We start from the raw sequence: 21,679 nt of genomic DNA on the forward strand, positions 1-21,679 counted from the left end.
CCCATTCGCACCACGGACCGTGAACAGAACGCAACTTAGGGGTGTGGCGACCCTGGCGGACAGCGACGGCCATTGGGCAGAATGCACGTGCCGCAGGTCACAGAGCTCCCGAGAGGCGAGACGGGTGGGCCGGTGGTCGAGACCGACCGATAAACTGTTCACGGACGACGCCGGGCGCAGCCCCCGTCCCGTCCGCCAATGATCAGCCAGCAGCCGCTGCAACCACAGGGAGCGTTGTGTCCCGTCGCCTGTTCACCTCGGAGTCCGTGACCGAGGGTCACCCCGACAAGATCGCTGACCAGATCAGCGATGCCATTCTCGATGCACTGCTGCGCGAGGACCCCACGTCCCGTGTCGCGGTGGAGACGCTCATCACGACCGGCCTGGTGCACGTGGCCGGCGAGGTCACGACCAAGGCCTACGCGCCGATCGCCCAGCTCGTCCGCGACACGATCCTGGCCATCGGCTACGACTCGTCGAAGAAGGGCTTCGACGGCGCGTCCTGTGGTGTCTCGGTGTCGATCGGCTCGCAGTCCCCTGACATCGCGCAGGGTGTCGACACGGCGTACGAGAACCGGGTCGAGGGCGACGAGGACGAGCTGGACCGCCAGGGCGCCGGCGACCAGGGCCTGATGTTCGGCTACGCGACGGACGAGACGCCGACGCTGATGCCGCTGCCGATCTTCCTGGCGCACCGTCTGTCCAAGCGCCTGTCCGAGGTCCGCAAGAACGGCACCATCCCCTACCTGCGTCCGGACGGCAAGACCCAGGTCACCATCGAGTACGACGGTGACAAGGCGGTCCGCCTCGACACGGTCGTCGTCTCCTCTCAGCACGCCAGCGACATCGACCTGGAGTCGCTGCTCGCCCCGGACATCCGCGAGTTCGTCGTCGAGCCGGAGCTGAAGGCCCTCCTCGACGACGGCATCAAGCTGGACACCGAGGGCTACCGCCTCCTGGTCAACCCGACCGGCCGCTTCGAGATCGGCGGCCCCATGGGTGACGCCGGCCTCACCGGCCGCAAGATCATCATCGACACGTACGGCGGCATGGCCCGCCACGGCGGCGGCGCCTTCTCCGGCAAGGACCCGTCCAAGGTCGACCGCTCCGCCGCGTACGCGATGCGCTGGGTCGCCAAGAACGTCGTCGCCGCGGGCCTCGCCTCCCGCTGCGAGGTCCAGGTCGCGTACGCCATCGGCAAGGCAGAGCCCGTCGGTCTCTTCGTCGAGACCTTCGGCACCGCCAAGATCGACGCGGACAAGATCGAGAAGGCGATCGACGAGGTCTTCGACCTCCGCCCCGCCGCGATCATCCGCGACCTCGACCTGCTCCGCCCGATCTACGGCCAGACCGCCGCGTACGGCCACTTCGGCCGTGAGCTCCCCGACTTCACCTGGGAGCGCACGGACCGCGTGGACGCCCTCCGCGAGGCGGCGGGTCTGTAGCACGCGGAACCCCGCGGTTCTTTCCGAGGCCCGGTGTCCCCTCTGGGGCGCCGGGCCTCGGCGTTGTCACCGGACCGACGGCGCCCACCGATCCCGGACCGGCGGGCACCGTCGGTTGTCAGTGGGGTTTGGGAGAATGCTGGCGTGAGCAGCGAGGACGGGACGCGTGGCGGTGACGCGGGGGGTGCGGGGCCGGAGCAGCTCGCGCTCATTCGGGAGGCCGTGAAGAAGGCCAGGGCGCCGCGGGCCAAGCCGCGGACGTGGCGGGGGGCCGCCCTGGCGAAGGAACTTCCGGTTGCGCGGGTGCTGGTCGACAAAGGGGTGCTGCATCTCGACCGGTACTTCGACTACGCCGTGCCCGAGGAGCTGGACGCCGTCGCGCAGCCGGGGGTGCGGGTGCGGGTGCGTTTCGGGGCCGGGGGGCGCAATGTCCGGGAGGGGCGGCGGGAGGGCGGCTCGCTGATCGACGGGTTCCTCGTCGAGCGGGTCGCCGAGTCGGACTACGCGGGACCGTTGGCCGCGCTCGCCCAGGTCGTGTCGCCGGAGCCGGTGCTGAGCCCGGAGCTGCTGGGGCTCGCACGGGCGGTGGCGGACCGGTACGCGGGGAGCCTCGCGGATGTGCTGCAGCTGGCCGTGCCGCCGCGCCACGGTCGCGCCGAGGCGGCCGAGACGGGCGGGCCGCCACCCGCTCCGGCCGCGCCGGAACCGGGGTCCTGGGCGAGGTACGCGCGGGGCCCGGAGTTCCTGCGGGCCCTGGCCGCCGGTCGTTCGCCGCGCGCCGTGTGGACCGCTCTGCCGGGGCCCGAGTGGGCGGAGGAGATCGGTCGGGCCGTGCAGGCGACCCTGGCCTCCGGGCGGGGCGCGCTCGTCGTCGTACCGGCGGGGCGGCCCGCCGCGCGGGTCGACGAGGCTCTCCGGGAGCTGTTGGGGGAGGGGCAGCACGCGCTGTTGACCGCCGACGCGGGGCAGGAGCGGCGGTACCGGGAGTGGCTGGCGGTGCGGCGCGGGGCGGTGCGGGCCGTCGTCGGGACGCGGGCCGCCATGTTCGCCCCCGTGCGAAACCTGGGACTGGTCGTCGTCTGGGACGACGGCGACGCCAGTCACAGCGATGACAACGCTCCCTTCCCGCATGTGCGGGAGGTGCTGGAGCTGCGGGCGACCCGGGACAAGGGCGCCTTCCTCCTGGGGAGCTGGAGCTGCACCGTGGAGGCCGCCCAGCTCGTCGAGAGCGGGTGGGCCGCGCCGATCGTCGCCACCAGGGAGCAGGTGCGGGCCGTCGCGCCGCTGGTGCGGACCGTCGGGGACGGGGAGTTGGCGCGCGACGAGGCGGCCCGGGCCGCGCGTCTGCCCAGCCTCGCCTGGCAGGTCGCCCGGGACGGACTGCGGGACGGCCCGGTCCTCGTCCAGGTGCCCCGGCGTGGATACGTGCCGAGGATGGCCTGTGCGCAGTGCCGGGAGCCCGCCCGGTGCCGGCACTGCGCGGGGCCGTTGGAGGCACGGGAGGGCGCCGGTGCCCTGGTGTGCGGGTGGTGCGGCCGTGAGGAGGAGGGCTGGCAGTGCGGGGAGTGCGGGAGCCGTCGGCTCAGGGCCCAGGTCGTGGGGGCGCGGCGTACCGCAGAGGAACTGGGGCGGGCCTTTCCGGCCGTGCCGGTGCGGACCTCCGGGCGGGAACATGTGCTCGCCACCGTGCCGGGGACGCCCGCGCTGGTCGTGAGCACACCCGGCGCCGAACCGGTCGCCGAGGGCGGGTACGCGGCCGCTCTGCTGCTCGACGGCTGGGCCATGCTCGGGCGCCCCGATCTGCGGGCCGGGGAGGAGGCGCTGCGCCGGTGGATCGGTGCGGCCGCGCTCGTGCGGAACCAGGGTGCCGGCGGCACGGTCGTCGTGGTCGCCGAGCCGACGCTGCGGCCCGTGCAGGCGCTCGTGCGGTGGGACCCGGTGGGGCACGCGGTGCGGGAGCTCGCGGACCGTGCCGAGCTGGGGTTTCCGCCGGTGTCCCGGATGGCGGCCGTGTCGGGTACGGCCCAGGCGGTGGCGGACTTCCTGGGCGGCGTGGAACTGCCTGCGGACGCGGAGGTGTTGGGGCCCGTTCCGTTGCCCGGCGTGGAGACGGGGCGGGCACGGCGGGTGGGGGCACCGCCGCCGGGGGAGGCGTGGGAACGTGCGTTGATCCGGGTGCCGCCGGGCAGCGGTGCGGCGCTGGCCGCCGCGCTGAAGACCGCGCAGGCCGCGCGGATGGCGCGTGGGGGCGGCGAGGGGGTCAGGATCCGGGTGGATCCCCTCGACATCGGGTGAGGAGAATGACGATCTGACCGGTCGCTGGTCGGTGGTGGTTCTGGGGGTGTCGCTGTACGGGGGAGCGGGGGAGCCGGTGAGCGCGGGGCCTTGTTACGACGCTGTCGCCCGGCGTACGGCATTGCCTCCCGGTGGGGGCCGGGAGGCAGTCTTGGGGCGTCAGCCGTTGCGCGGGCCGGGGAAGGCCGTGGGTCTTGCCTCGTCCCGGAGGGTGGGGCTGCCGGCTGTCGGCTGCGTGGGCATCTGACTCGGCATCGGGCCCGTCATCTGGCTCGGCATCTGAGCCGGCATCTGGCCCGGCATCTGTCCGGGCAGCTGGCTCGGCATGGAGCGGGCCGCGGGGACCGTCGGCAGGCCGGAGCCCACGTTGACGGTGCGGCTGCCCTGCGGCTCTCCCGTGCGCTCCGCCTCGGCCGCTGCCTGGGCGGCGGCGCGGCGGGCGCCGTAGCGGCGGTGCACCGCTTGTTTGGTCACCCCGAGGGCCGAGCCCACCGCGTCCCACGAGAAACCGAGTGAGCGGTCGAAGTCCACGGCGGCCGTGACCAGGGTCTCGACACTGTCCCGCAGCTCCTGGGCGAGGCGGACGGTCGGGGCGGGGGCGCGTCCGTAGACGACGAAGCCCGTGGAGGGGCCGGAGCGGCGCGGGCGGTAGACATTGCCCAGTTGGGCGGTGAGGGTGCGTAGTGCGTCCACCTGCCGGCGGACCCGCTCGATGTCCCGCACCAGCAAGTGCAGGCTGGCCCGAGCCTGGGCGTCGTGGGTTGCGTGGTCGGCCATGAACAAGCCTCTCGAACCGGCGTTGAAAAGGAAGTACCGCGATTGCGGTCGGTAGTGGTCAACTCTTTCTTGACCAACGCGGATCCGCTCCGCTGGTAACGGGGTGGGGGCGTGGGGGCATATGCGCGGGGCGCGTGGGGGTGGCTGTGCGACGTGATCTCCCGCCCGCGCACCGCCCGTGCGGGGCGGCCGATACGCGGGGGTTTCCCAGGAGTGCGCCGACCGATGACAGCACACCCTGTTGGCGGCCGGCGGTCGGCGGTCGGCGTCGACGGTCGACGGTCGACGGGGTGCGAGCGGTCGCCGGGGGAGCCGGGGCATAGACTGGTGCGTTGTCCTGTGTCTTGTGTGCAGGGGTTGTTGAAGTTCCGTCCGAGAGGCCGACAGTCACCCATGAGGCTTGTCTTCGCTGGTACCCCCGAGGTCGCGGTTCCCGCCCTGGACGCGCTGATCGCGTCGGGGCGGCATGAGGTGGCCGCGGTGGTGACGCGGCCGGACGCGCCGGCGGGACGGGGACGGCGGCTCGTCGCGAGCCCTGTGGCGCAGCGGGCCGAGGAGGCCGGCATCGAGGTGCTGAAGCCGAACCGGCCGAGGGACGAGGACTTCCTCGCCCGGCTGCGGGAGATCGCGCCGGACTGCTGCCCGGTCGTGGCCTACGGAGCCCTGCTGCCGCGCGTCGCCCTCGACGTCCCCGCGCACGGCTGGGTCAACCTGCACTTCTCGCTGCTGCCCGCCTGGCGCGGCGCCGCGCCCGTGCAGCACTCGATCATGGCGGGGGACGAGATCACCGGGGCGTCCACGTTCCTCATCGAGGAGGGGCTCGACTCCGGGCCGGTGTACGGGACGGTCACCGAGGAGATCCGGCCCACGGACACCAGCGGCGACCTGTTGACGCGGCTCGCCTTCGCGGGGGCCGGACTGCTCGCCGCCACCATGGACGGGATCGAGGACGGCACCCTGAAGGCGGTGCCTCAGCCCGCCGACGGGATCACCCTCGCCCCGAAGATCACCGTCGACGACGCGCGGATCGACTGGGCGGCGCCCGCGCTGCGGGTCGACCGGGTCGTGCGCGGGTGCACACCGGCGCCGGGCGCGTGGACCACGTTCCGGGGCGAGCGGCTGAAGCTCATCCATGTCGCGCCGGTCCCCGAGCGAACCGAACTCGCGCCGGGCGCGCTGGAGGTCGGGAAGAACAACGTGTACGCCGGGACCGGCTCGTACGCCGTGGAGCTGCTCTGGGTGCAGGCCCAGGGCAAGAAGCCGATGCGGGCCGCCGACTGGGCGCGCGGCGTGCGCATCTCCTCCGGGGAGTCCCTCGGCACCGAGAGCGCCGTCTAGGGTCTGTCGTTTGGATCATGCCGGCTTCGGGCTACGGCACCTTGTGGCTGCCGCGACCCAGGCATGATCCAAACGACAGGCCCTAGAGGCGGTTCCGCGGCACCGAGGGCACCGCCCGGAGGTATCGCCCCAGGGCCCCGCCCCCACCGCCGACCCGCGTCGTACGCTGGTCGTGCCATCTCATCCCTTATCCGGAGCACCTTTTTCGTGAGTGAGCAGTCCCGCCCTCCCCGTAAGCCGGGCAAGCCGTACCGACGGCCCCAGAAGGACCCCGTCCGCCTCCTCGCCTTTGAGGCGTTGCGGGCCGTCGACGAGCGGGACGCGTACGCGAATCTCGTCCTGCCGCCGCTGCTGCGGAAGGCACGGGAGAAGGAGGGACCCGACGCGTTCGACGCGCGGGACGCGGCGCTGGCGACCGAGCTGGTGTATGGGACGCTGCGCCGGCAGGGGACCTACGACGCGGTGATCGCCGCGTGCGTGGACCGGCCGCTGCGCGAGGTCGACCCGCCGGTGCTGGACGTGCTGAGCCTGGGCGCGCACCAGCTGCTCGGGACGCGCATCCCGACGCACGCGGCCGTCTCCGCGTCCGTGGACCTCGCGCGGGTCGTGCTCGGCGACGGGCGCGCCAAGTTCGTGAACGCCGTGCTGCGGAAGATCGCCCAGCACGACCTCGACGGCTGGCTGGAGCGGGTCGCGCCGCCGTACGACGAGGATCCCGAGGACCATCTCGCCGTCGTGCACTCGCACCCCCGGTGGGTCGTCTCCGCGCTGTGGGACTCGCTCGGCGGAGGTCGGGCCGGGATCGAGGACCTGCTGGAGGCGGACAACGAGCGGCCGGAGGTCACGCTGGTCGCCCGTCCGGGCCGGGCCACCACCGAGGAACTGCTCCGGGAGGACTCCGCGATGCCGGGGCGCTGGTCGCCCTACGCCGTGCGGCTCACCGAGGGCGGGGAGCCGGGCGCCGTCGACGCCGTACGGGAAGGCCGTGCCGGTGTGCAGGACGAGGGCAGCCAGCTCGTGGCGCTGGCCCTCGCGAACGCGCCGCTCGACGGGCCCGACCGGGCCTGGCTGGACGGGTGCGCCGGACCCGGCGGCAAGGCCGCGCTGCTGGCCGCGCTCGCCGCCGAACGCGGTGCCGTCCTGCTCGCCTCCGAGAAGCAGCCGCACCGCGCCGGCCTGGTCGCCAAGGCGCTCGACGGCAACCCCGGGCCGTATCAGGTGATCGCGGCCGACGGTACGCGTCCGCCGTGGCGGCCCGGTTCCTTCGACCGGGTGCTGATGGACGTGCCCTGCACGGGGCTCGGGGCGCTGCGAAGGCGGCCCGAGGCGCGCTGGCGGCGCCGCCCGGACGACCTCGACAACTTCGCCCCGCTGCAACGGGCCCTGCTGGGGACCGCGTTGGAGTCCGTACGGGTCGGCGGTGTCGTCGGGTACGCGACCTGTTCGCCGCACCTCGCCGAGACCCGCGCGGTCGTCGCGGACGTCCTCAAGCAGTACGGCGACACGGCCGACCTCATCGACGCGCGGCCCATGCTGGAGGGCGTACCGGCGCTCGGCGAGGGCCCCGACGTCCAGCTGTGGCCGCATCTGCACGGCACGGACGCGATGTACCTGGCTCTGCTTCGCCGCACCGCCTGAACACCGGGTTCCGCGCGGCGCCGGGCTTCGCGCCAGGGGCGGCGACGGCTCCTCCGGACCGGTCCCGGGGCCTCAGCCGCGTCGCGCCGCCTCGTCGGGCGGCTCCTCCCCGGTGGTCTCGTCGTCCGGCTCGTAGGCGTCGGCGAGTTCGCGTACGTCGGGGTCCTGTGACCTGCGGACCGTTTCGTGCCACCGGGCCAGGAGGGCGGTGTCGCCGACGTCGTCCAGGAGCATGCCGAGGCCGTTCATCGCCTCCAGGTCCTCCCGCTCGTCCTCGTCGCCCAGGGTCCTCGTGACCAGCGGCGCGAGGGCGTCGTGGAGGTCGGTGGTCCGGGCGAGGGTGCGCAGGATCTCGCGGCCCCAGATGCTCACCTTGTTGATGCCCAGACAGCAGTCGTAGAGCTCCGGGAGCAGGGCGAGGACCAGGTCCGGGTGGTCACCTCCCACCTCGCGCAGCAGGTACAGCACGGACAGGGTGTGCCTGCCCCTGCGCATCTCCTTCTTGAGCGCCGGCGCCAGATCGCCCTCCAGGGCGCGCTCCCGGGCGGCCGCCAGCTTCTCCTCGGCCTCGCGGAGCGCCTCCTCGGCGATGTGGACGTCGTGGCTCGCCCCCAGGAAGTCCGTCCACAGACGATCCGGGTCGCCCGCCTCCAGGACGTCCTCCAGTTTGTCCATCATGTTGTCGAACCAGCTCACCGGCTGCCCCCTGGACCCCGTACGCCACCGTCTGACGACGGTTCAGACCGACGAGGGCGCCCGGGGGTTGTCCTCCTGGGCCAGCCGGTGCGGCCACCACACCTTCGGGCCGATGTCCAGGAAGAGGGACGTGACGAGGACGGAGCGGACGATCAGGGTGTCGAGGAGGACGCCGAGGGCGACCGCGAAGCCGATCTCGGCGAAGGCGACCATGGGCAGGGTGGCGAGCGCGGCGAACGTGCCCGCCAGGACGAGGCCCGCCGAGGTGATGACCGCGCCCGTGGCCGCGAGGCCCGTCACGACACCCTTGCGGGTGCCCAGGTGGGCGGCCTCCTCGCGGATGCGGGTGGTGAGGAAGATGTTGTAGTCGATGCCCAGCGCGACCAGGAACACGAAGACGAAGAGCGGGAAGTCCGTCGTCTCTCCCGCGTAGTCGAAGAGATGGCGGAACGCGAGCGCGCTGATGCCGAGGGCCGCCGCGAACGACAGGATCACCGTGCCGATCAGCACCAGTGGGGCGATCAGCGCGCGCAGCAGGGCGCAGAGGATCAGCAGCACCACGAGCAGCACCAGCGGGATGATCAGCAGATTGTCGTGCGTGGTGGCCCTGTCCATGTCGAGCAGGGCCGCCGTACCGCCGCCGACCTGCGCGTCGGCGTCCGGGACCGCGTGGACGGCGTCCCTGACCCGTTCGACGGTGTCCTTCGCGGCCTCGCTGTCGGCCGGGTCGGACATGGTCGCCTCGAAGAGGACCTTGCCCTCGTGGAAGGGTTTCGTGCCCGGCGGCAGCCCGAGGGAGTCCGGTACGACCCCCTCGGTGTCGGCGACCGTGCGGCCCACCTCGCGGGCCTGTGCCTGGTTGCTGATGATCACCAGGGGATCGCCGCTGCCCGCGGGGAAGTAGCGTGCGGAGACCTCCTGGCCGACGATCGAGTCCGGTTTCCCGGTGAACGCGTCCGCGTTGGAGATGCCCTCGGCGCGCAGCTGGATCAGGCCCAGCGAGCACAGGGCCAGGGCGGCCGCCGTGGCGATCCAGGTCGTACGCGGACGGCCGGAGATCCGCCGGCCCATCCGCGCCCACACGCCCCGCTCGGTCGGGTCGGCGGTGCCGAGGTGCGGGACGGCCGGCCAGAAGATCCAGCGGCCCACGATCACCAGCAGGGCGGGGAACAGCGTCATCATCGCGAGCAGCGCGACCGTGACGCCGATGGCGGCCACCGGGCCGAGACCGCTCGTCGAGTTCATCTCGGCGGCCAGCAGCACCAGCATGCTCAGCACGACCGTCGCGCCCGAGGCGATCACCGCCGGGCCCGCCCGGTGCAGGGCCAGCGCCATCGCCTCATGGCGGTCCTCGTGGCGGCGCAGCTCCTCGCGGTAGCGGGCGACGAGGAGCAGGGCGTAGTCGGTGCCCGCGCCGAAGACCAGCACGGTGAGGATGCCCGCGCTCTGCCCGTTGACGGTCAGCCCCGCGTGCTCGGCCAGCAGATAGATCAGCGCCTGGGCCGTGAACAGCGCGGCGACCACCGCGAGCAGCGGGATCACCAGCAGGGTCGGACTGCGGTACGTGAACAGCAGCATCACGATGACGACGGCCATCGCCGACAGCAGCAGGGTGGAGTCGATGCCCTCGAAGGCCTCGGAGAAGTCGGCGCTCGTCCCGCCCGGACCTGTGATGTGCACGGCGAGCCCGTCGCCGCCCTCACCCACGTCGTCGCGGATCGAGTCGACCGCCGGCGCGATCCGCTCCCAGCCCTTCTCGTCCATCGTGATCGGCACATAGATCTGGGCGGCCCTGGGGTCGGTCTCCCGGTCGTACACCGGCCCCCGGGTCTGGGCGCCGATGATCCCGTGATCGGTCAGCTGTTTGAGCTCCCGCACGTCCTGCTCGATCGCTGCCCGGTCCTCGGCGGTGAGCCCGCTTTCCCTGGCGTAGACGACCACCGCGGGGATCTGCTCGGGCCTGAAGTCCTCGGACATCTCCAGGACCTGTGTGGACTCGGCGGAGCCCGGCAGCCACGACGCCGCGTCGTTGTCCTGCGCGTCGGTCAGTTTGGAGGCGAGCGGTGCCACCACGAAGAGCAGGACCAGCCACAGCCCCAGCACGACCCACTTCGCGCGCCGCCCGCACACCAGGTGGCCGACACCCTGGCCCCTCGTCATGACAACCCTCGCGACCTCGCCGCCCCAGGGGCGCGGGGAACCGCGCGCGCGAGCAGGGACGGCCCGCGGCCGACGTACCACGGTGCCCACCCCGGCCCCGCTACCCCCGGAGGGCATGGCAGGCTTGGTCCATGGCCGCGCAGATCAACCCAAGTATCCTGTCCGCCGACTTCGCCCGTCTCGCCGACGAGGCGAAAGCGGTCGAAGGGGCCGACTGGCTCCATGTAGACGTGATGGACAACCATTTCGTCCCGAACCTCACGCTCGGTGTGCCGGTCGTAGAATCCCTGGCCCGTGCGACGCAGACGCCGCTGGACTGTCATCTGATGATCGAGGCCCCCGATCGGTGGGCGCCCCAGTACGTGGAAGCGGGTGCCGGTTCCGTCACCTTCCATGCCGAGGCGGCCGCCGCACCGGTGCGGCTCGCCCGTGAGATCCGGGCCAAGGGTGCCCGGGCCTCCATGGCGCTCAAGCCGGCGACGCCGATCGAACCGTTCGAGGACCTGCTGCCCGAGCTCGACATGGTGCTGATCATGACGGTCGAACCGGGCTTCGGAGGCCAGGCCTTTCTCGACATCATGCTCCCCAAGATCCGCCGGACCCGCGAGTTGATCAGCAAGCACGGCCTCGACCTGTGGCTCCAGGTCGACGGCGGCGTCGCCGCGTCCACCATCGAGCGCTGCGCCGAGGCGGGCGCCGACGTCTTCGTCGCCGGTTCCGCGGTGTACGGGGCCGACGACCCGGCCGAGGCGGTCCGCGCCCTGCGCGCCCAGGCCGACGCCGCCACGGCCACCGCCGGATGGGCCTGCGGGCACTGAGACACCCTGTCGTACGACCGTGCGACCGCCGGACGGGCGGGGCAGGTCAGGCGACCTCCGGGCCAAGGAAACGTGAACGGCGTTCCTTCCGGCTGATCGAAAACGTCGGATCTGCAAGGATGAACGGCGTATCCATGTGTGAAGAGCAGTGAGGAGATGGCCGTGTCGGGTATGTCGGCGGGCCGGTCAGCCATGCGGATGGGACCCGCTGAGCTGGTTCAGGCGGCGGCGATGGCCCGCCGCTTCTACCTCGAGGGCAAGTCCAAGATCCAGATCGCCGAGGAGTTCGGCGTGAGCCGCTTCAAGGTGGCCCGTGTCCTGGAGACCGCCCTCGAGCGGGATCTCGTACGCATCGAGATCCGAGTCCCCGCGGAACTGGACGCCGAGCGCTCCGACGCCCTGCGTGCCCGCTACGGCCTCCGGCACGCCGTGGTCGTCGAGTCCCCGGCCGAGGCCGAGGAGTCGCCCGACCCCGAGAACCTCGGTGAGGTGGCCGCGGACCTGCTCGGTGAACTGGTCAACGAGGGCGATGTCCTCGGGCTGGCGTGGGGGCGCTCGACCATCCACATGGCGGCCGCCCTCGACCGGCTGCCGCCGTGCACGGTGGTGCAGCTGACGGGTGTCTACGACGCGGGGACCGCCGAGCGCGGCTCGGTGGAGGCGGTACGGCGGGCCGCGCAGGTGTCGGGCGGCGACGCCCACCCCATCTACGCGCCGATGCTGCTGCCGGACGCGGCCACCGCGGCCGCCCTGCGCCACCAGACGGGGATCGCCCGGGCCTTCGAGTACTTCGACAAGGTCACGGTCGCCTGTGTCTCCATCGGCTCCTGGGAGGCGGGCATCTCCACGGTGCACGACATGCTCAGCGACGAGGAGCGGGCCCACTACGCCTCCCTCGGTGTCGCCGCCGAGATGTCCGCGCACCTCTTCGACGCCGAGGGCCGCCGGGTCGGGCGGGACCTCGGGGAGCGGTGCATCACGGTCAAGGCCGACCAGCTCCGCCGTATCCCCGAGGTCGTCGCGATCGCCGGCGGACAGCGGAAGGCGGCGGCGATCGACGCGGTGCTGCGGTCGGGGCTGGTCACCAGCCTCGTCACCGACACGTCCGCGGCGGACTCCCTGCTGACGGCCGGACAGACCCCCCGCCCCGCGCTCAACCGCGCGGACCCGGACGGGAACTGAGCGGCCACGGGAGCACAACGGACGGTCCCGGCGGGGAGCCGGGCGGGGGCGGGCGCGGTGGCACCGGCAGGTGCCGCGGCGGTCCGCCCCTCGCGCTCTGGCGGGTCGGTGCCGGGGGACGGAGAACGCGGGGGACGGAGGAAGCCGACCGCCACCAGGCGTCGGTCACGGCGGTACCGAGACGAAGGCGGTACGGAGATGAGCGGCAGCACACTGGCGGAGGTGCTGGGCGCCGGCGACTGGCTCCACGTCGAGCTGGACCTCACCGGGGTCACCGACAAACCCGCGTTCATGGACCGCTGTACCCGCGCCCTGGACCTGCCCGACCACTTCGGCCGCAACTGGGACGCCCTCGCCGACTGCCTCACGGACCTGTCGTGGGCGCCGCCCGTACGCGGACGGCTGGTCGTGATCACCGGCTGGCGTGAGTACGCGCTGGCCGAGCCGAACGACTGGAGCATGGCTCAGGAGGTGTTCGCCGAGGCCGTGGACCGCTGGGCGGGCACCGGGACCGATCTGCGCGTCGTGCTCGCTCTCGGAGGATCCTCCTAGCCCGCGCCCGGTCCTCTGGACGATCCGTCGGGGACGCCCATACCCGCTGACATGGGACAATGAAGTACGTGCTCTTCCCCCTGGCGGTCCTGTCAGGGGGTCACCTCTGAACGACTGGGATGTGCGGCACGTGCGTTTCCTCAATGACATCCAGCCCGCGTACGACCTGACCTACGACGACGTCTTCATGGTCCCGAGCCGTAGCGCCGTCGGATCGCGGCAGGGCGTCGACCTGGCCTCCCCGGACGGCACGGGCACCACCATCCCGCTCGTCGTGGCCAACATGACCGCCATCGCCGGCCGCCGCATGGCCGAGACGGTCGCCCGCCGCGGCGGCCTCGTGGTCATTCCGCAGGACATCCCCATCGAGGTCGTCACCGACGTCATCTCCTGGGTCAAGAGCCGCCACCTCGTCCTCGACACCCCGATCGTGCTCAACCCGCACCAGACCGTCGCCGACGCGCTCGCCCTGCTGCCGAAGCGCGCCCACAACGCGGGCGTCGTCGTCGACGACCAGTTGCGGCCCGTCGGTGTGGTCACCGACCAGGACCTGACCGGGGTCGACCGCTTCACCCAGCTCGAAGTCGTCATGTCCAAGGACCTGTTGCTCCTCGACGCTGACATCGACCCCCGCGAGGCCTTCAACCGCCTCGACCACGCCAACCGCCGCTACGCGCCCGCCGTCGACAAGGACGGGCGCCTCGCCGGCATCCTGACCCGCAAGGGCGCCCTGCGGGCCACTCTCTACACCCCGGCCGTCGACGCGAACGGCAGGCTGCGCGTCGCCGCAGCCGTCGGCATCAACGGCGACTTCGCGGGCAAGGCGAAGCAACTGCTCGACGCCGGCGTCGACACGCTCGTCATCGACACCGCGCACGGGCACCAGGAGTCGATGATCAGCGCGATCAAGCTGGTGCGGGACCTCGACCCCCGGGTGCCGATCGCCGCGGGCAACATCGTCGCCGCCGAGGGCGTCCGCGATCTCATCGAGGCGGGTGCGGACATCGTCAAGGTCGGTGTCGGACCCGGCGCCATGTGCACGACCCGCATGATGACCGGTGTGGGGCGGCCCCAGTTCTCGGCGGTCCTGGAGTGCGCGGCGGAAGCCAAGAAGTACGGCAAGCACGTGTGGGCCGACGGAGGCGTCCGACACCCCCGTGACGTGGCCATGGCGCTCGCCGCGGGCGCGTCCAACGTGATGGTCGGGTCGTGGTTCGCGGGGACGTACGAGTCGCCGGGCGACCTCCAGCAGGACGCCGGGGGGCGGCTGTACAAGGAGTCGTTCGGCATGGCCTCGGCGCGGGCGGTGCGCAACCGCACGAGCGAGGAGTCGGCGTACGACCGGGCGCGCAAGGCGCTGTTCGAGGAGGGCATCTCCACGTCGCGGATGTTCCTGGACCCGGCGCGGCCCGGGGTCGAGGACCTGATCGACTCGATCATCGCAGGCGTGCGGTCGTCGTGCACGTACGCCGGCGCGGGATCGCTGGAGGAGTTCGCGGAGCGGGCCGTCGTGGGCGTCCAGAGCGCGGCCGGGTACGCGGAGGGCAAGCCGCTCCACGCCAGCTGGAGCTGACGGCTGCCGAACGTCCTCCGAGGGAGGGGTGACTTCGTTGCGTGTACGCCGGCCCCGAAAGGCACCGGTCGCAACGGTGTGAAGCAGGCGTGCAACGAACGCACGCCCCTCCCCGAGGAACGCAACGATCTTGCGTGGCTGCGCAAGGTTGCCGCATTACGCATGTAAAGCCCTGGCTCATAGGGTCGTGCGCTGTACGTGGCGTTGCGGGGACCTCCTGCTCGGTGGCCCTCGGTTGCTGTGGTGTCGGTCCTCCCTCGCCCTGAACCCATTCGATGAAGGAGCCGGCGCGTGCTCGACCAAGGCGCACCCCCGCAGCAGCAGAGTCACCCCGTCCCGCCACCCGGCGGTGTCGCCGGACGGCTGATGCGCCGTAAGCCCGTGGAACGCCTGGTCGCGGAGGGTGGGCAGGGCGAGGGCGGCTCGCTGCGGCGCTCCCTCGGCATGTGGCAGCTGACGATGATCAGCATCGGTGCCACCCTCGGCACCGGCATCTTCGTCGTCCTCGGCGAGGCCGTCCCCAAGGCCGGGCCCGCCGTCACCCTCTCCTTCGTGATCGCCGGCCTCACCGCGCTGTTCTCGGCCCTCTCCTACGCGGAGCTGGCCGGCAGCATCCCGGTCTCCGGCTCCTCCTACTCGTACGCGTACGCAACGATGGGTGAGCTGGTCGCCTGGGTCTGCGGCTGGTGCCTGGTCCTGGAGTACGGCGTCTCGGTGTCGGCCGTGGCCGTCGGCTGGGGCGAGTACCTGAACGAGTTGCTCGACGGGACCCTCGGCGTGACCATCCCGGACGCGCTGTCGGCGCCGCCCGGTGACGGCGGGATCTTCAACCTCCCCGCCCTCATCGTGGTCCTGCTCGCCATGGCGTTCCTGCTCGGCGGCGCCCGTGAGTCCGCCCGCGCCAACACGATCATGGTGGTCGTGAAGATCGCCGCGCTGCTGCTGTTCTGCCTGATCGGCGTCCAGGGCTTCCGCTCCGGCAACTACGAGAACTTCATGCCGCTCGGCATGGCCGGCGTCAGCGCCGCTGGGGCGACCCTCTTCTTCTCGTACATCGGGTTCGACGCCGCCTCCACCGCCGGCGAGGAGGCGAAGAACGCGCAGCGGGACCTGCCGCGGGCCATCATGCTGTCGCTGATCATCGTGACCGCGCTGTACGTGCTGGTCGCCGCCGTCGCCGTCGGGGCGCGGCCGTGGAAGGGCTTCGACGGCTCCGAGGCCGCGCTCGCCGGGATCATGAAGGACGTCACCGGCGACGCGTTCTGGGGGACGCTGCTGGCCGCCGGCGCGGTCATCGCCATCGCCAGCGTCGTGCTGACCGTGCTCTACGGCCAGACGCGCATCCTCTTCGCCATGTCGCGGGACGGGCTCGTGCCCAAGGTGTTCTCGCGGGTCCACCCGAAGACCGGGACCCCTCGGGTGAACACCGTCATCGTGTCGCTGTTCTGCGGTGTGCTCGCCGCGGCCGTTCCGCTCGGGGAGCTCGCCAACGCCACCAGCATCGGCACGCTGTTCGCGTTCGCGCTGGTCAACGTGGCGGTCGTGGTGCTGCGGCGGACGCGGCCCGACATGCCGCGGACCTTCCGGGTGCCGCTGTCGCCGGTGCTGCCCGCGCTCGGGCTCGCGTTCTGCGTGTGGATGATGGGCAGCCTCGACACCATCACGTGGGTGGTCTTCGGGGTCTGGATGGCCGTCGGGCTCGTGTTCTACTTCAGTTACGGCTATCGCCGCTCCCGTCTCGCGACTCCAGAGAAGTGATCCACCCGCAGTGCTGAACGATCTCGACGAACGCATCGTGCACGCCCTCGCCGAGGACGCCCGCCGTTCCTTTGCCGACATCGGCCAACTCGTCGGCCTGTCCGCGCCCGCGGTCAAGCGGCGCGTGGACCGGCTGCGGGCGACCGGCGCCATCACCGGGTTCACGGTCCGGGTGGACCCCGCCGCGCTCGGCTGGGAGACCGAGGGGTTCGTCGAGATCTACTGCCGGCGCAACACGTCGCCGGAGACCATCCAGCGGGGGCTGGAGCGCTACCAGGAGGTCGTCGCCGCGTCGACGGTCACGGGGGAGGCCGACGCCGTGGTGCAGGTCTTCGCCTCGGACATGCGGCACTTCGAGCGGGTGCTGGAGCGGATCGCGGGGGAGCCGTTCGTGGAGCGGACGAAGTCCGTGCTCGTTCTCTCCCCTTTGCTGCGGCGGTTCTCATCCGGGTCGCCCGCCTGAGAGCTCTGTGTGTCAGCGGTCTGGTGGGCCGGGAGCTCGACGTCACTCCGCGGTCTTCCTCGCCAGCGCGTTGTTGCCGATCGAGTTGTGCACGCTGAAGCTCACCGCGTCCGGGCGGTAGCGGTCGTCGGACCATTCCACCGGTCGGCCCTCGCGCGTGGTGGTGACGCGTCGGACACGCAGGAGGGGGCTGGTCCGGCGTACGGCGAGGAGCTCGGCGTCGCGGGCGCCGGCCGCCACCGCGTCGATGACGTGCTCGCCGTAGGCGAAGACCAGCCCGGTGTCGTCCAGCAGACGCTGGGTGACCGACGGGCAGTCCGCCTCGATGTGCTCGACGGCGGGGGAGATCCAGTCCGCGTACACCGTGCGCTCCAGCAGGACCGGCCGGCCGTCGAGACCGCGCAGCCGCAGGACGTGCAGGACGCGGGTGCCCGGGTCGAGCTGGAGGCGGACCCGGTCCTCCGCCGTGGCCGTGCGCCACTCCTGGGTGATCACCCGGCCCGTCGCCTCACGGCCCATCGCCCGCGCCCACTGCGCGAAACTGCGCAGCTCCGCGAAGCTCTGGCTGCGCCGGCCGGCCAGCACCACCCGCCGGGCGCCCTGACGCGAGCCGATGAGCCCCTCGGCGGTCAGCGTCGCCACCGCCTGGCGGACGGTGCCGCGCGAGACGCCGTAGCGGGCCGCGAGTTCGGTCTCCGGGGGCAGCAGACTCCCCACCGTGTAGTCCTCACGGTCGATCGCGCGCCGTAGCGCCTCGGCGATCTCCTCGTGTCGCGCGGCCATGCTCCCCCTCCGTCGTCCGGTCACCGGCTGTGTACAGCGCGACCAGCCTAACGAGCCGGGGAAGAGGCCGCTGAAGGAGCGCGTCCGCCGGTGATTGTGCGGGAAAACGTGCACGAGTATTTCGCCGGAGTTTACGCGCGTGATATGAAGCGCGGACCTAATGAGGCCAACTTGTTCAGACAAGTGCTCCACCCAGATCGTCCCTGCGCGTACCCCTGGAGAGCCCGTGAACCTCTTCCCGCCGAGAACCGCCGTCATCGGCGGCGCCCTCGCCGCCGCCGTCCTCACCCTCAGTGCCTGTGGCGCGGCACCCGAGACCACCACCAGCGGCGACGGCGTCAACGCGGCCAAAGCGACCTCGGCCGAGGACTTCGGCGGCATGGACCAGCTGATCGCCGCCGCCAAGCGGGAGGGCGAGCTCAACGCGATCGCCCTGCCCCGTGACTGGGCCAACTACGGCGCGCTGATCGACGGCTTCCAGAAGAAGTACGGGATCAAGATCGAGGTGGAGAACCCCGACGGGGCCAGCCAGGACGAGATCAACGCCGTCACCTCCCGCAAGGGACAGGACCGCGCGCCCGACGTGCTCGATCTCGGCAGCTCCTTCGCGCTGAGCGCCGCCCAGCAGGGACTGCTCGCGCCGTACAAGGTGGCCGCGTTCGCGGACATCCCCGAGGGCCAGAAGGACCCGAAGGCCCGCTGGTACAACGACTACGGCGGCTACATATCCATCGGGTGCGACGCCAAGCGCGTCAAGGAGTGCCCGGAGACCTTCGCCGACCTGCTGAAGCCGAAGTACAAGGGCCAGGTCGCCCTCAACGGCAACCCCACCAAGTCAGGTTCGGCCTTCGGCGGTGTGTGGGCGGCGTCCCTGGCGAGCGGCGGTTCCTTCGACGACATCCAGCCCGGCCTCGACTTCTTCGCCAAGCTGAAGAAGAACGGCAACTACACGCCCGTCGAGTCCACCCCGGCCACCGTCGAGAAGGGCGAGACGCCCATCAGCATCGACTGGGACTATCTGAACGCCGGGTACGCCGACGAGTTCAAGTCCAAGGGCGTCGACTGGAAGGTCGTCGTCCCTGAGGACGGCAAGTTCTCCCAGTACTACTCCCAGGCCATCAACAAGGACGCGCCGCACCCGGCCGCCGCCCGGCTGTGGCAGGAGTACCTCTACAGCGCCGAGGGCCAGAACCTGTGGCTCGCCGGATACGCCCGCCCGGCCCTGATGCCCGCCATGGAGAAGGCCGGCACGCTCGACAAGACGGCCGCGGCCAAGCTGCCCGAGGTGGAGGGCACCCCCGAGTTCCCGACCGAGGACCAGCAGACCAAGGCCAAGGACGTGCTCGGACAGGGCTGGGCCAAGGCGGTCTCCGGGTGACCGCCGTCGCCACCGAGGCCGACACCCCGCTGGTGGCCGCCGCTTCCCCGAAGCGGCGGCCACGCCCCGGCGGATGGCTCGCCGTGCTCCCGCTGCTGGCCTTCGTCGCCGTCGCGTTCGGGCTGCCCGCGCTCGCCATGCTGAACGGCGCGTTCACCGTCAAGGACCAGGCGACCGCGGCCACGTCGTACACCACGGCGAACATGGCGGCCTCCGTGCAGGGGGCCTACCTCACGGCCATGCTCGGCAGCGTGAAACTCTCCGCCGTCTCGGCGGGCCTCGCCGCCGTGCTGGGGCTGCCGCTCGCCCAGGCCGTGGTGACCTCCCGCTTCCCGGCGCTGCGCGAGGCCGTGCTCACCGCCTCCGGGGTGCTCGCCAACTTCGGCGGCGTCCCCCTCGCCTTCGCCTTCGTCGCCACCCTCGGCAACTCCGGTGTGCTCACCCGCCAGCTGGGCCTCACGGACAAGGGCTGGGACCTCTACAGCTTCTGGGGCCTGGTCATCGTCTATCTGTACTTCCTGATCCCGCTGATGGTGCTCACCATCACCCCCGCCCTCGACGGACTGCGCGTCCAGTGGCGGGAGGCCGCCCAGAACAACGGCGCCACCGGCCTCCAGTACTGGCTCCACGTCGCCCTGCCCGTCCTCGCGCCCTCCCTGCTCGGCGGACTCGTGCTCCTCTTCGGCAGCGCCTTCGCCGCGTACGCCACCGCCGCGGCCATGGTGGGCAGCTCGATCCCGCTGGTCACCCTCCAGATCGCCGACGCCATCTCCGGCAACGTCCTCGTCGGCCAGGAGAACGTGGCGCTCGCCCTCAGCCTCGACATGGTCCTCATCGCCGGACTCGTCATGGCCGTCTACCTGCCCCTGCAACGTCGGAGCGCCCGATGGCTGGCCTGAACCCCGGGCGCGCGGCACGGCGCCCCGCCCTGTGGCGCCCGCTCGTCCTCGCGTGCGCCGGGCTGTACTTCCTCGTCCCGCTCGCCGCCTCCGTGATCTTCACGGTCGACGTTCCCGGCGAGGGCGTCACCTTCGACGCGTACACGCGGATCCTCGGCACCGACGGCTTCGTCTCCAGCCTGCTGCTGTCGCTGGAGCTGGCCGCCGCGACCATCGCCGTCGTCCTGCTGCTGATGGTGCCCGCCATGGTCGCGCTGCGGCTCGGCGCGCCCCGGCTGCGGCCCGTCGTGGAGGTGGTGTGCTCCCTGCCGCTGGTGGTGCCGCCGATCGCGTTCGTCGCCGGGCTCGGCACCGTGCTCAAGTGGGGGCCCGAACACCTCTCCCGCACCCCGCTGTTCCAGACGTTCGTCGCGATCCAGAACCCCGACTTCCCCGTGGTGCTGGTCCTCGCCTACGTCGTGATGGCGCTGCCCTTCGTTTACCGGGCCCTCGACGCCGGCCTGCGCGCCATGGACGTCCGCACCCTCGTCGAGGCCGCCCGCAGCTGCGGGGCGAACTGGCCGCAGGCGCTGGTGCGGGCCGTGCTGCCCAATCTGCGCGGGGCCCTGCTGAACTCCGCGTTCCTCACCCTGGCCCTCGTGCTCGGCGAGTTCACCGTCGCCCAGCTGCTGGGCTTCAGGCCGTTCGCCGTGTGGATCGTCAACGTCAGCGGCTCGCAGGCCCAGCTCTCCGTCGCCGTCTCGGTGCTCAGCCTGCTCGTCACCTGGGCCATGCTCCTCGCGCTCGCCTCCTTCGGCGGACGCACCCCAACCGCTTCCGCCTCACGGGGATGAACCATGACCGTGCTTGAGACCACCGCCACCGACACCGCCGCCACCGTCGAATTCCGGGGACTGCGCCGCGAGTTCGGGACGACCGTCGCCCTGGACGGACTCGACCTGACCGTCCGGCCCGGCGAACTGCTCGCCCTGCTCGGCCCCTCCGGCTGCGGCAAGACCACCGCCCTGCGGATGCTCGCCGGCTTCGAACACCCCGACGCGGGCGAGGTGCTCGTCGACGGGGAGGACGTCACCCGCGTCCCGGCCCACCGGCGCGACGCCGGCATGGTCTTCCAGTCGTACAGCCTCTTCCCGCACCTCAGCGCCCTCGACAACGTGGCGTTCGGGCTGCGCATGCGCAAGGTGCGCACGGCTACACGGCGTTCCCGCGCGGCCGAGTTGCTCGACCTCGTGGGCCTCGCCGACAAGGGCGACCGGTATCCGCACCAGCTCTCCGGCGGCCAGCAGCAGCGCGTCGCCCTCGCCCGGGCGCTCGCCCTGCGGCCCCGCGTCCTGCTGCTCGACGAACCGCTGTCCGCCCTCGACGCCAAGGTGCGGCTCACGCTCCGCGAGGAGATCCGCCGGCTCCAGCAGGAGCTGGGTATCACCACCCTGTTCGTGACCCACGACCAGGAGGAGGCCCTGTCCATGGCCGACCGGGTCGCCGTGATGCACGCCGGGCGGCTCGAACAGTGCGCGGCGCCCGTCGAACTGTACGGGCGTCCGGCCACCGCCTTCGTCGCCGAGTTCGTCGGCACGATGAGCCGGATACCCGGACGGCTGGACGGTACGACGGTCGAGGTGCTCGGGCGGCGGCTGCCCGTGGACGGGACGGCGCCGACCGGCGACGAGGTGGACGTCCTCGTGCGCCCGGAGGCGGTCGGGGTACGGCCCGACGACACCGGGGACGCCCGCGTGGTCGCCTCCGCGTTCCTCGGCGCCGCCACCCGCCTCACCGTACGGCTCGCCGACGGCACCGAGGTCAAGGCCGACCTGCCCACCCACGAGGCGGCGACCCTCGGCGCGGGAACGGCCGTGTCCGTGAGTCTCCCGGAGCGACCGGTGCTGGTCGCCCCCCGTGCCACGCCCTGACCACCCCGCTCCGC

The 21,679-nt window shown here is 72.1% G+C and carries 18 protein-coding genes; 14 read left to right on the top strand and 4 right to left on the bottom strand.

Annotation, left to right across the window (positions count from 1 at the left end; all coding sequences use genetic code 11):
* Nucleotides 1-236 precede the first annotated feature (236 nt).
* Nucleotides 237-1,445, top strand: a complete 1,209-nt coding sequence (gene metK, locus ACZ4Z3_RS24735) for a methionine adenosyltransferase (RefSeq protein ID WP_468503028.1) — start codon at nt 237-239, stop codon at nt 1,443-1,445.
* Between the two features lie 144 nt (nt 1,446-1,589).
* Nucleotides 1,590-3,740: a primosomal protein N' gene (locus ACZ4Z3_RS24740; RefSeq protein WP_468503029.1), complete on the top strand. Its 2,151-nt coding sequence runs from the start codon at nt 1,590-1,592 to the stop codon at nt 3,738-3,740.
* Nucleotides 3,741-3,899: 159 nt separating this feature from the next.
* On the opposite strand, the gene ACZ4Z3_RS24745 is transcribed toward ACZ4Z3_RS24740, so the two are convergent.
* Nucleotides 3,900-4,517, bottom strand: a complete 618-nt coding sequence (locus ACZ4Z3_RS24745) for a hypothetical protein (RefSeq protein WP_468503030.1) — start codon at nt 4,515-4,517, stop codon at nt 3,900-3,902.
* Between the two features lie 393 nt (nt 4,518-4,910).
* Between ACZ4Z3_RS24745 and fmt the strand changes: the two genes are divergently transcribed.
* Complete coding sequence (fmt, locus tag ACZ4Z3_RS24750; RefSeq protein ID WP_468503031.1) at nt 4,911-5,855, top strand: methionyl-tRNA formyltransferase; 945 nt, start codon at nt 4,911-4,913, stop codon at nt 5,853-5,855.
* A gap of 207 nt (nt 5,856-6,062) precedes the next feature.
* Nucleotides 6,063-7,493 (top strand): RsmB/NOP family class I SAM-dependent RNA methyltransferase, encoded by a 1,431-nt coding sequence (locus ACZ4Z3_RS24755; protein ID WP_468503032.1) that lies wholly within the window; start codon nt 6,063-6,065, stop codon nt 7,491-7,493.
* Between the two features lie 72 nt (nt 7,494-7,565).
* On the opposite strand, the gene ACZ4Z3_RS24760 is transcribed toward ACZ4Z3_RS24755, so the two are convergent.
* Nucleotides 7,566-8,189: a hypothetical protein gene (locus ACZ4Z3_RS24760; RefSeq protein ID WP_468503033.1), complete on the bottom strand. Its 624-nt coding sequence runs from the start codon at nt 8,187-8,189 to the stop codon at nt 7,566-7,568.
* Between the two features lie 42 nt (nt 8,190-8,231).
* Nucleotides 8,232-10,349, bottom strand: coding sequence for an MMPL family transporter (locus ACZ4Z3_RS24765; protein WP_468503034.1), 2,118 nt, complete (start codon nt 10,347-10,349; stop codon nt 8,232-8,234).
* A gap of 131 nt (nt 10,350-10,480) precedes the next feature.
* On the opposite strand from ACZ4Z3_RS24765, the gene rpe reads away from it, so the two are divergent.
* From rpe to ACZ4Z3_RS24795, 6 genes are all read left to right on the top strand, one after another.
* The gene (gene rpe / locus ACZ4Z3_RS24770; protein ID WP_468503035.1) at nt 10,481-11,167 is read left to right on the top strand and encodes a ribulose-phosphate 3-epimerase; all 687 of its coding nucleotides are present in this window, start codon (nt 10,481-10,483) and stop codon (nt 11,165-11,167) included.
* 138 nt (nt 11,168-11,305) lie between these two features.
* Nucleotides 11,306-12,349 (top strand): sugar-binding transcriptional regulator, encoded by a 1,044-nt coding sequence (locus ACZ4Z3_RS24775; protein ID WP_468503036.1) that lies wholly within the window; start codon nt 11,306-11,308, stop codon nt 12,347-12,349.
* A gap of 198 nt (nt 12,350-12,547) precedes the next feature.
* Nucleotides 12,548-12,901 carry a barstar family protein gene (locus ACZ4Z3_RS24780; protein ID WP_468503037.1) on the top strand — a complete coding sequence of 118 codons (354 nt, stop codon included), beginning with the start codon at nt 12,548-12,550 and terminating at the stop codon, nt 12,899-12,901.
* A gap of 130 nt (nt 12,902-13,031) precedes the next feature.
* Nucleotides 13,032-14,474: a GuaB1 family IMP dehydrogenase-related protein gene (locus tag ACZ4Z3_RS24785; protein WP_468503038.1), complete on the top strand. Its 1,443-nt coding sequence runs from the start codon at nt 13,032-13,034 to the stop codon at nt 14,472-14,474.
* Between the two features lie 291 nt (nt 14,475-14,765).
* Nucleotides 14,766-16,232 carry an amino acid permease gene (locus ACZ4Z3_RS24790; protein ID WP_468503039.1) on the top strand — a complete coding sequence of 489 codons (1,467 nt, stop codon included), beginning with the start codon at nt 14,766-14,768 and terminating at the stop codon, nt 16,230-16,232.
* A 10-nt stretch (nt 16,233-16,242) separates the two neighbouring features.
* On the top strand, nt 16,243-16,695 hold the full coding sequence (locus tag ACZ4Z3_RS24795; protein ID WP_055517441.1) for an Lrp/AsnC family transcriptional regulator: 453 nt from the start codon (nt 16,243-16,245) through the stop codon (nt 16,693-16,695).
* Nucleotides 16,696-16,737: 42 nt separating this feature from the next.
* On the opposite strand, the gene ACZ4Z3_RS24800 is transcribed toward ACZ4Z3_RS24795, so the two are convergent.
* The gene (locus ACZ4Z3_RS24800; protein ID WP_468503040.1) at nt 16,738-17,478 is read right to left on the bottom strand and encodes a GntR family transcriptional regulator; all 741 of its coding nucleotides are present in this window, start codon (nt 17,476-17,478) and stop codon (nt 16,738-16,740) included.
* A 226-nt stretch (nt 17,479-17,704) separates the two neighbouring features.
* Here ACZ4Z3_RS24800 and ACZ4Z3_RS24805 point away from each other — a divergent pair, with 226 nt between their 5' ends.
* From ACZ4Z3_RS24805 to ACZ4Z3_RS24820, 4 genes are read left to right on the top strand one after another with little or no spacing between them, the layout of a single operon-like run.
* Complete coding sequence (locus ACZ4Z3_RS24805; protein WP_468503041.1) at nt 17,705-18,856, top strand: ABC transporter substrate-binding protein; 1,152 nt, start codon at nt 17,705-17,707, stop codon at nt 18,854-18,856.
* Entirely contained in the window at nt 18,853-19,755 is a 903-nt protein-coding gene (locus ACZ4Z3_RS24810; protein ID WP_468503042.1) for an ABC transporter permease, read from the top strand. Before ACZ4Z3_RS24805 ends, ACZ4Z3_RS24810 begins: the two co-directional genes overlap by 4 nt.
* Complete coding sequence (locus tag ACZ4Z3_RS24815) at nt 19,743-20,588, top strand: ABC transporter permease (protein ID WP_468503043.1); 846 nt, start codon at nt 19,743-19,745, stop codon at nt 20,586-20,588. The genes ACZ4Z3_RS24810 and ACZ4Z3_RS24815 overlap by 13 nt, the downstream gene beginning before the upstream one ends.
* Before the next feature lie 3 nt (nt 20,589-20,591).
* Entirely contained in the window at nt 20,592-21,665 is a 1,074-nt protein-coding gene (locus ACZ4Z3_RS24820) for an ABC transporter ATP-binding protein (RefSeq protein WP_468503044.1), read from the top strand.
* Nucleotides 21,666-21,679 lie beyond the last annotated feature (14 nt).

The organism is Streptomyces sp. NPDC030296, from assembly GCF_055572815.1.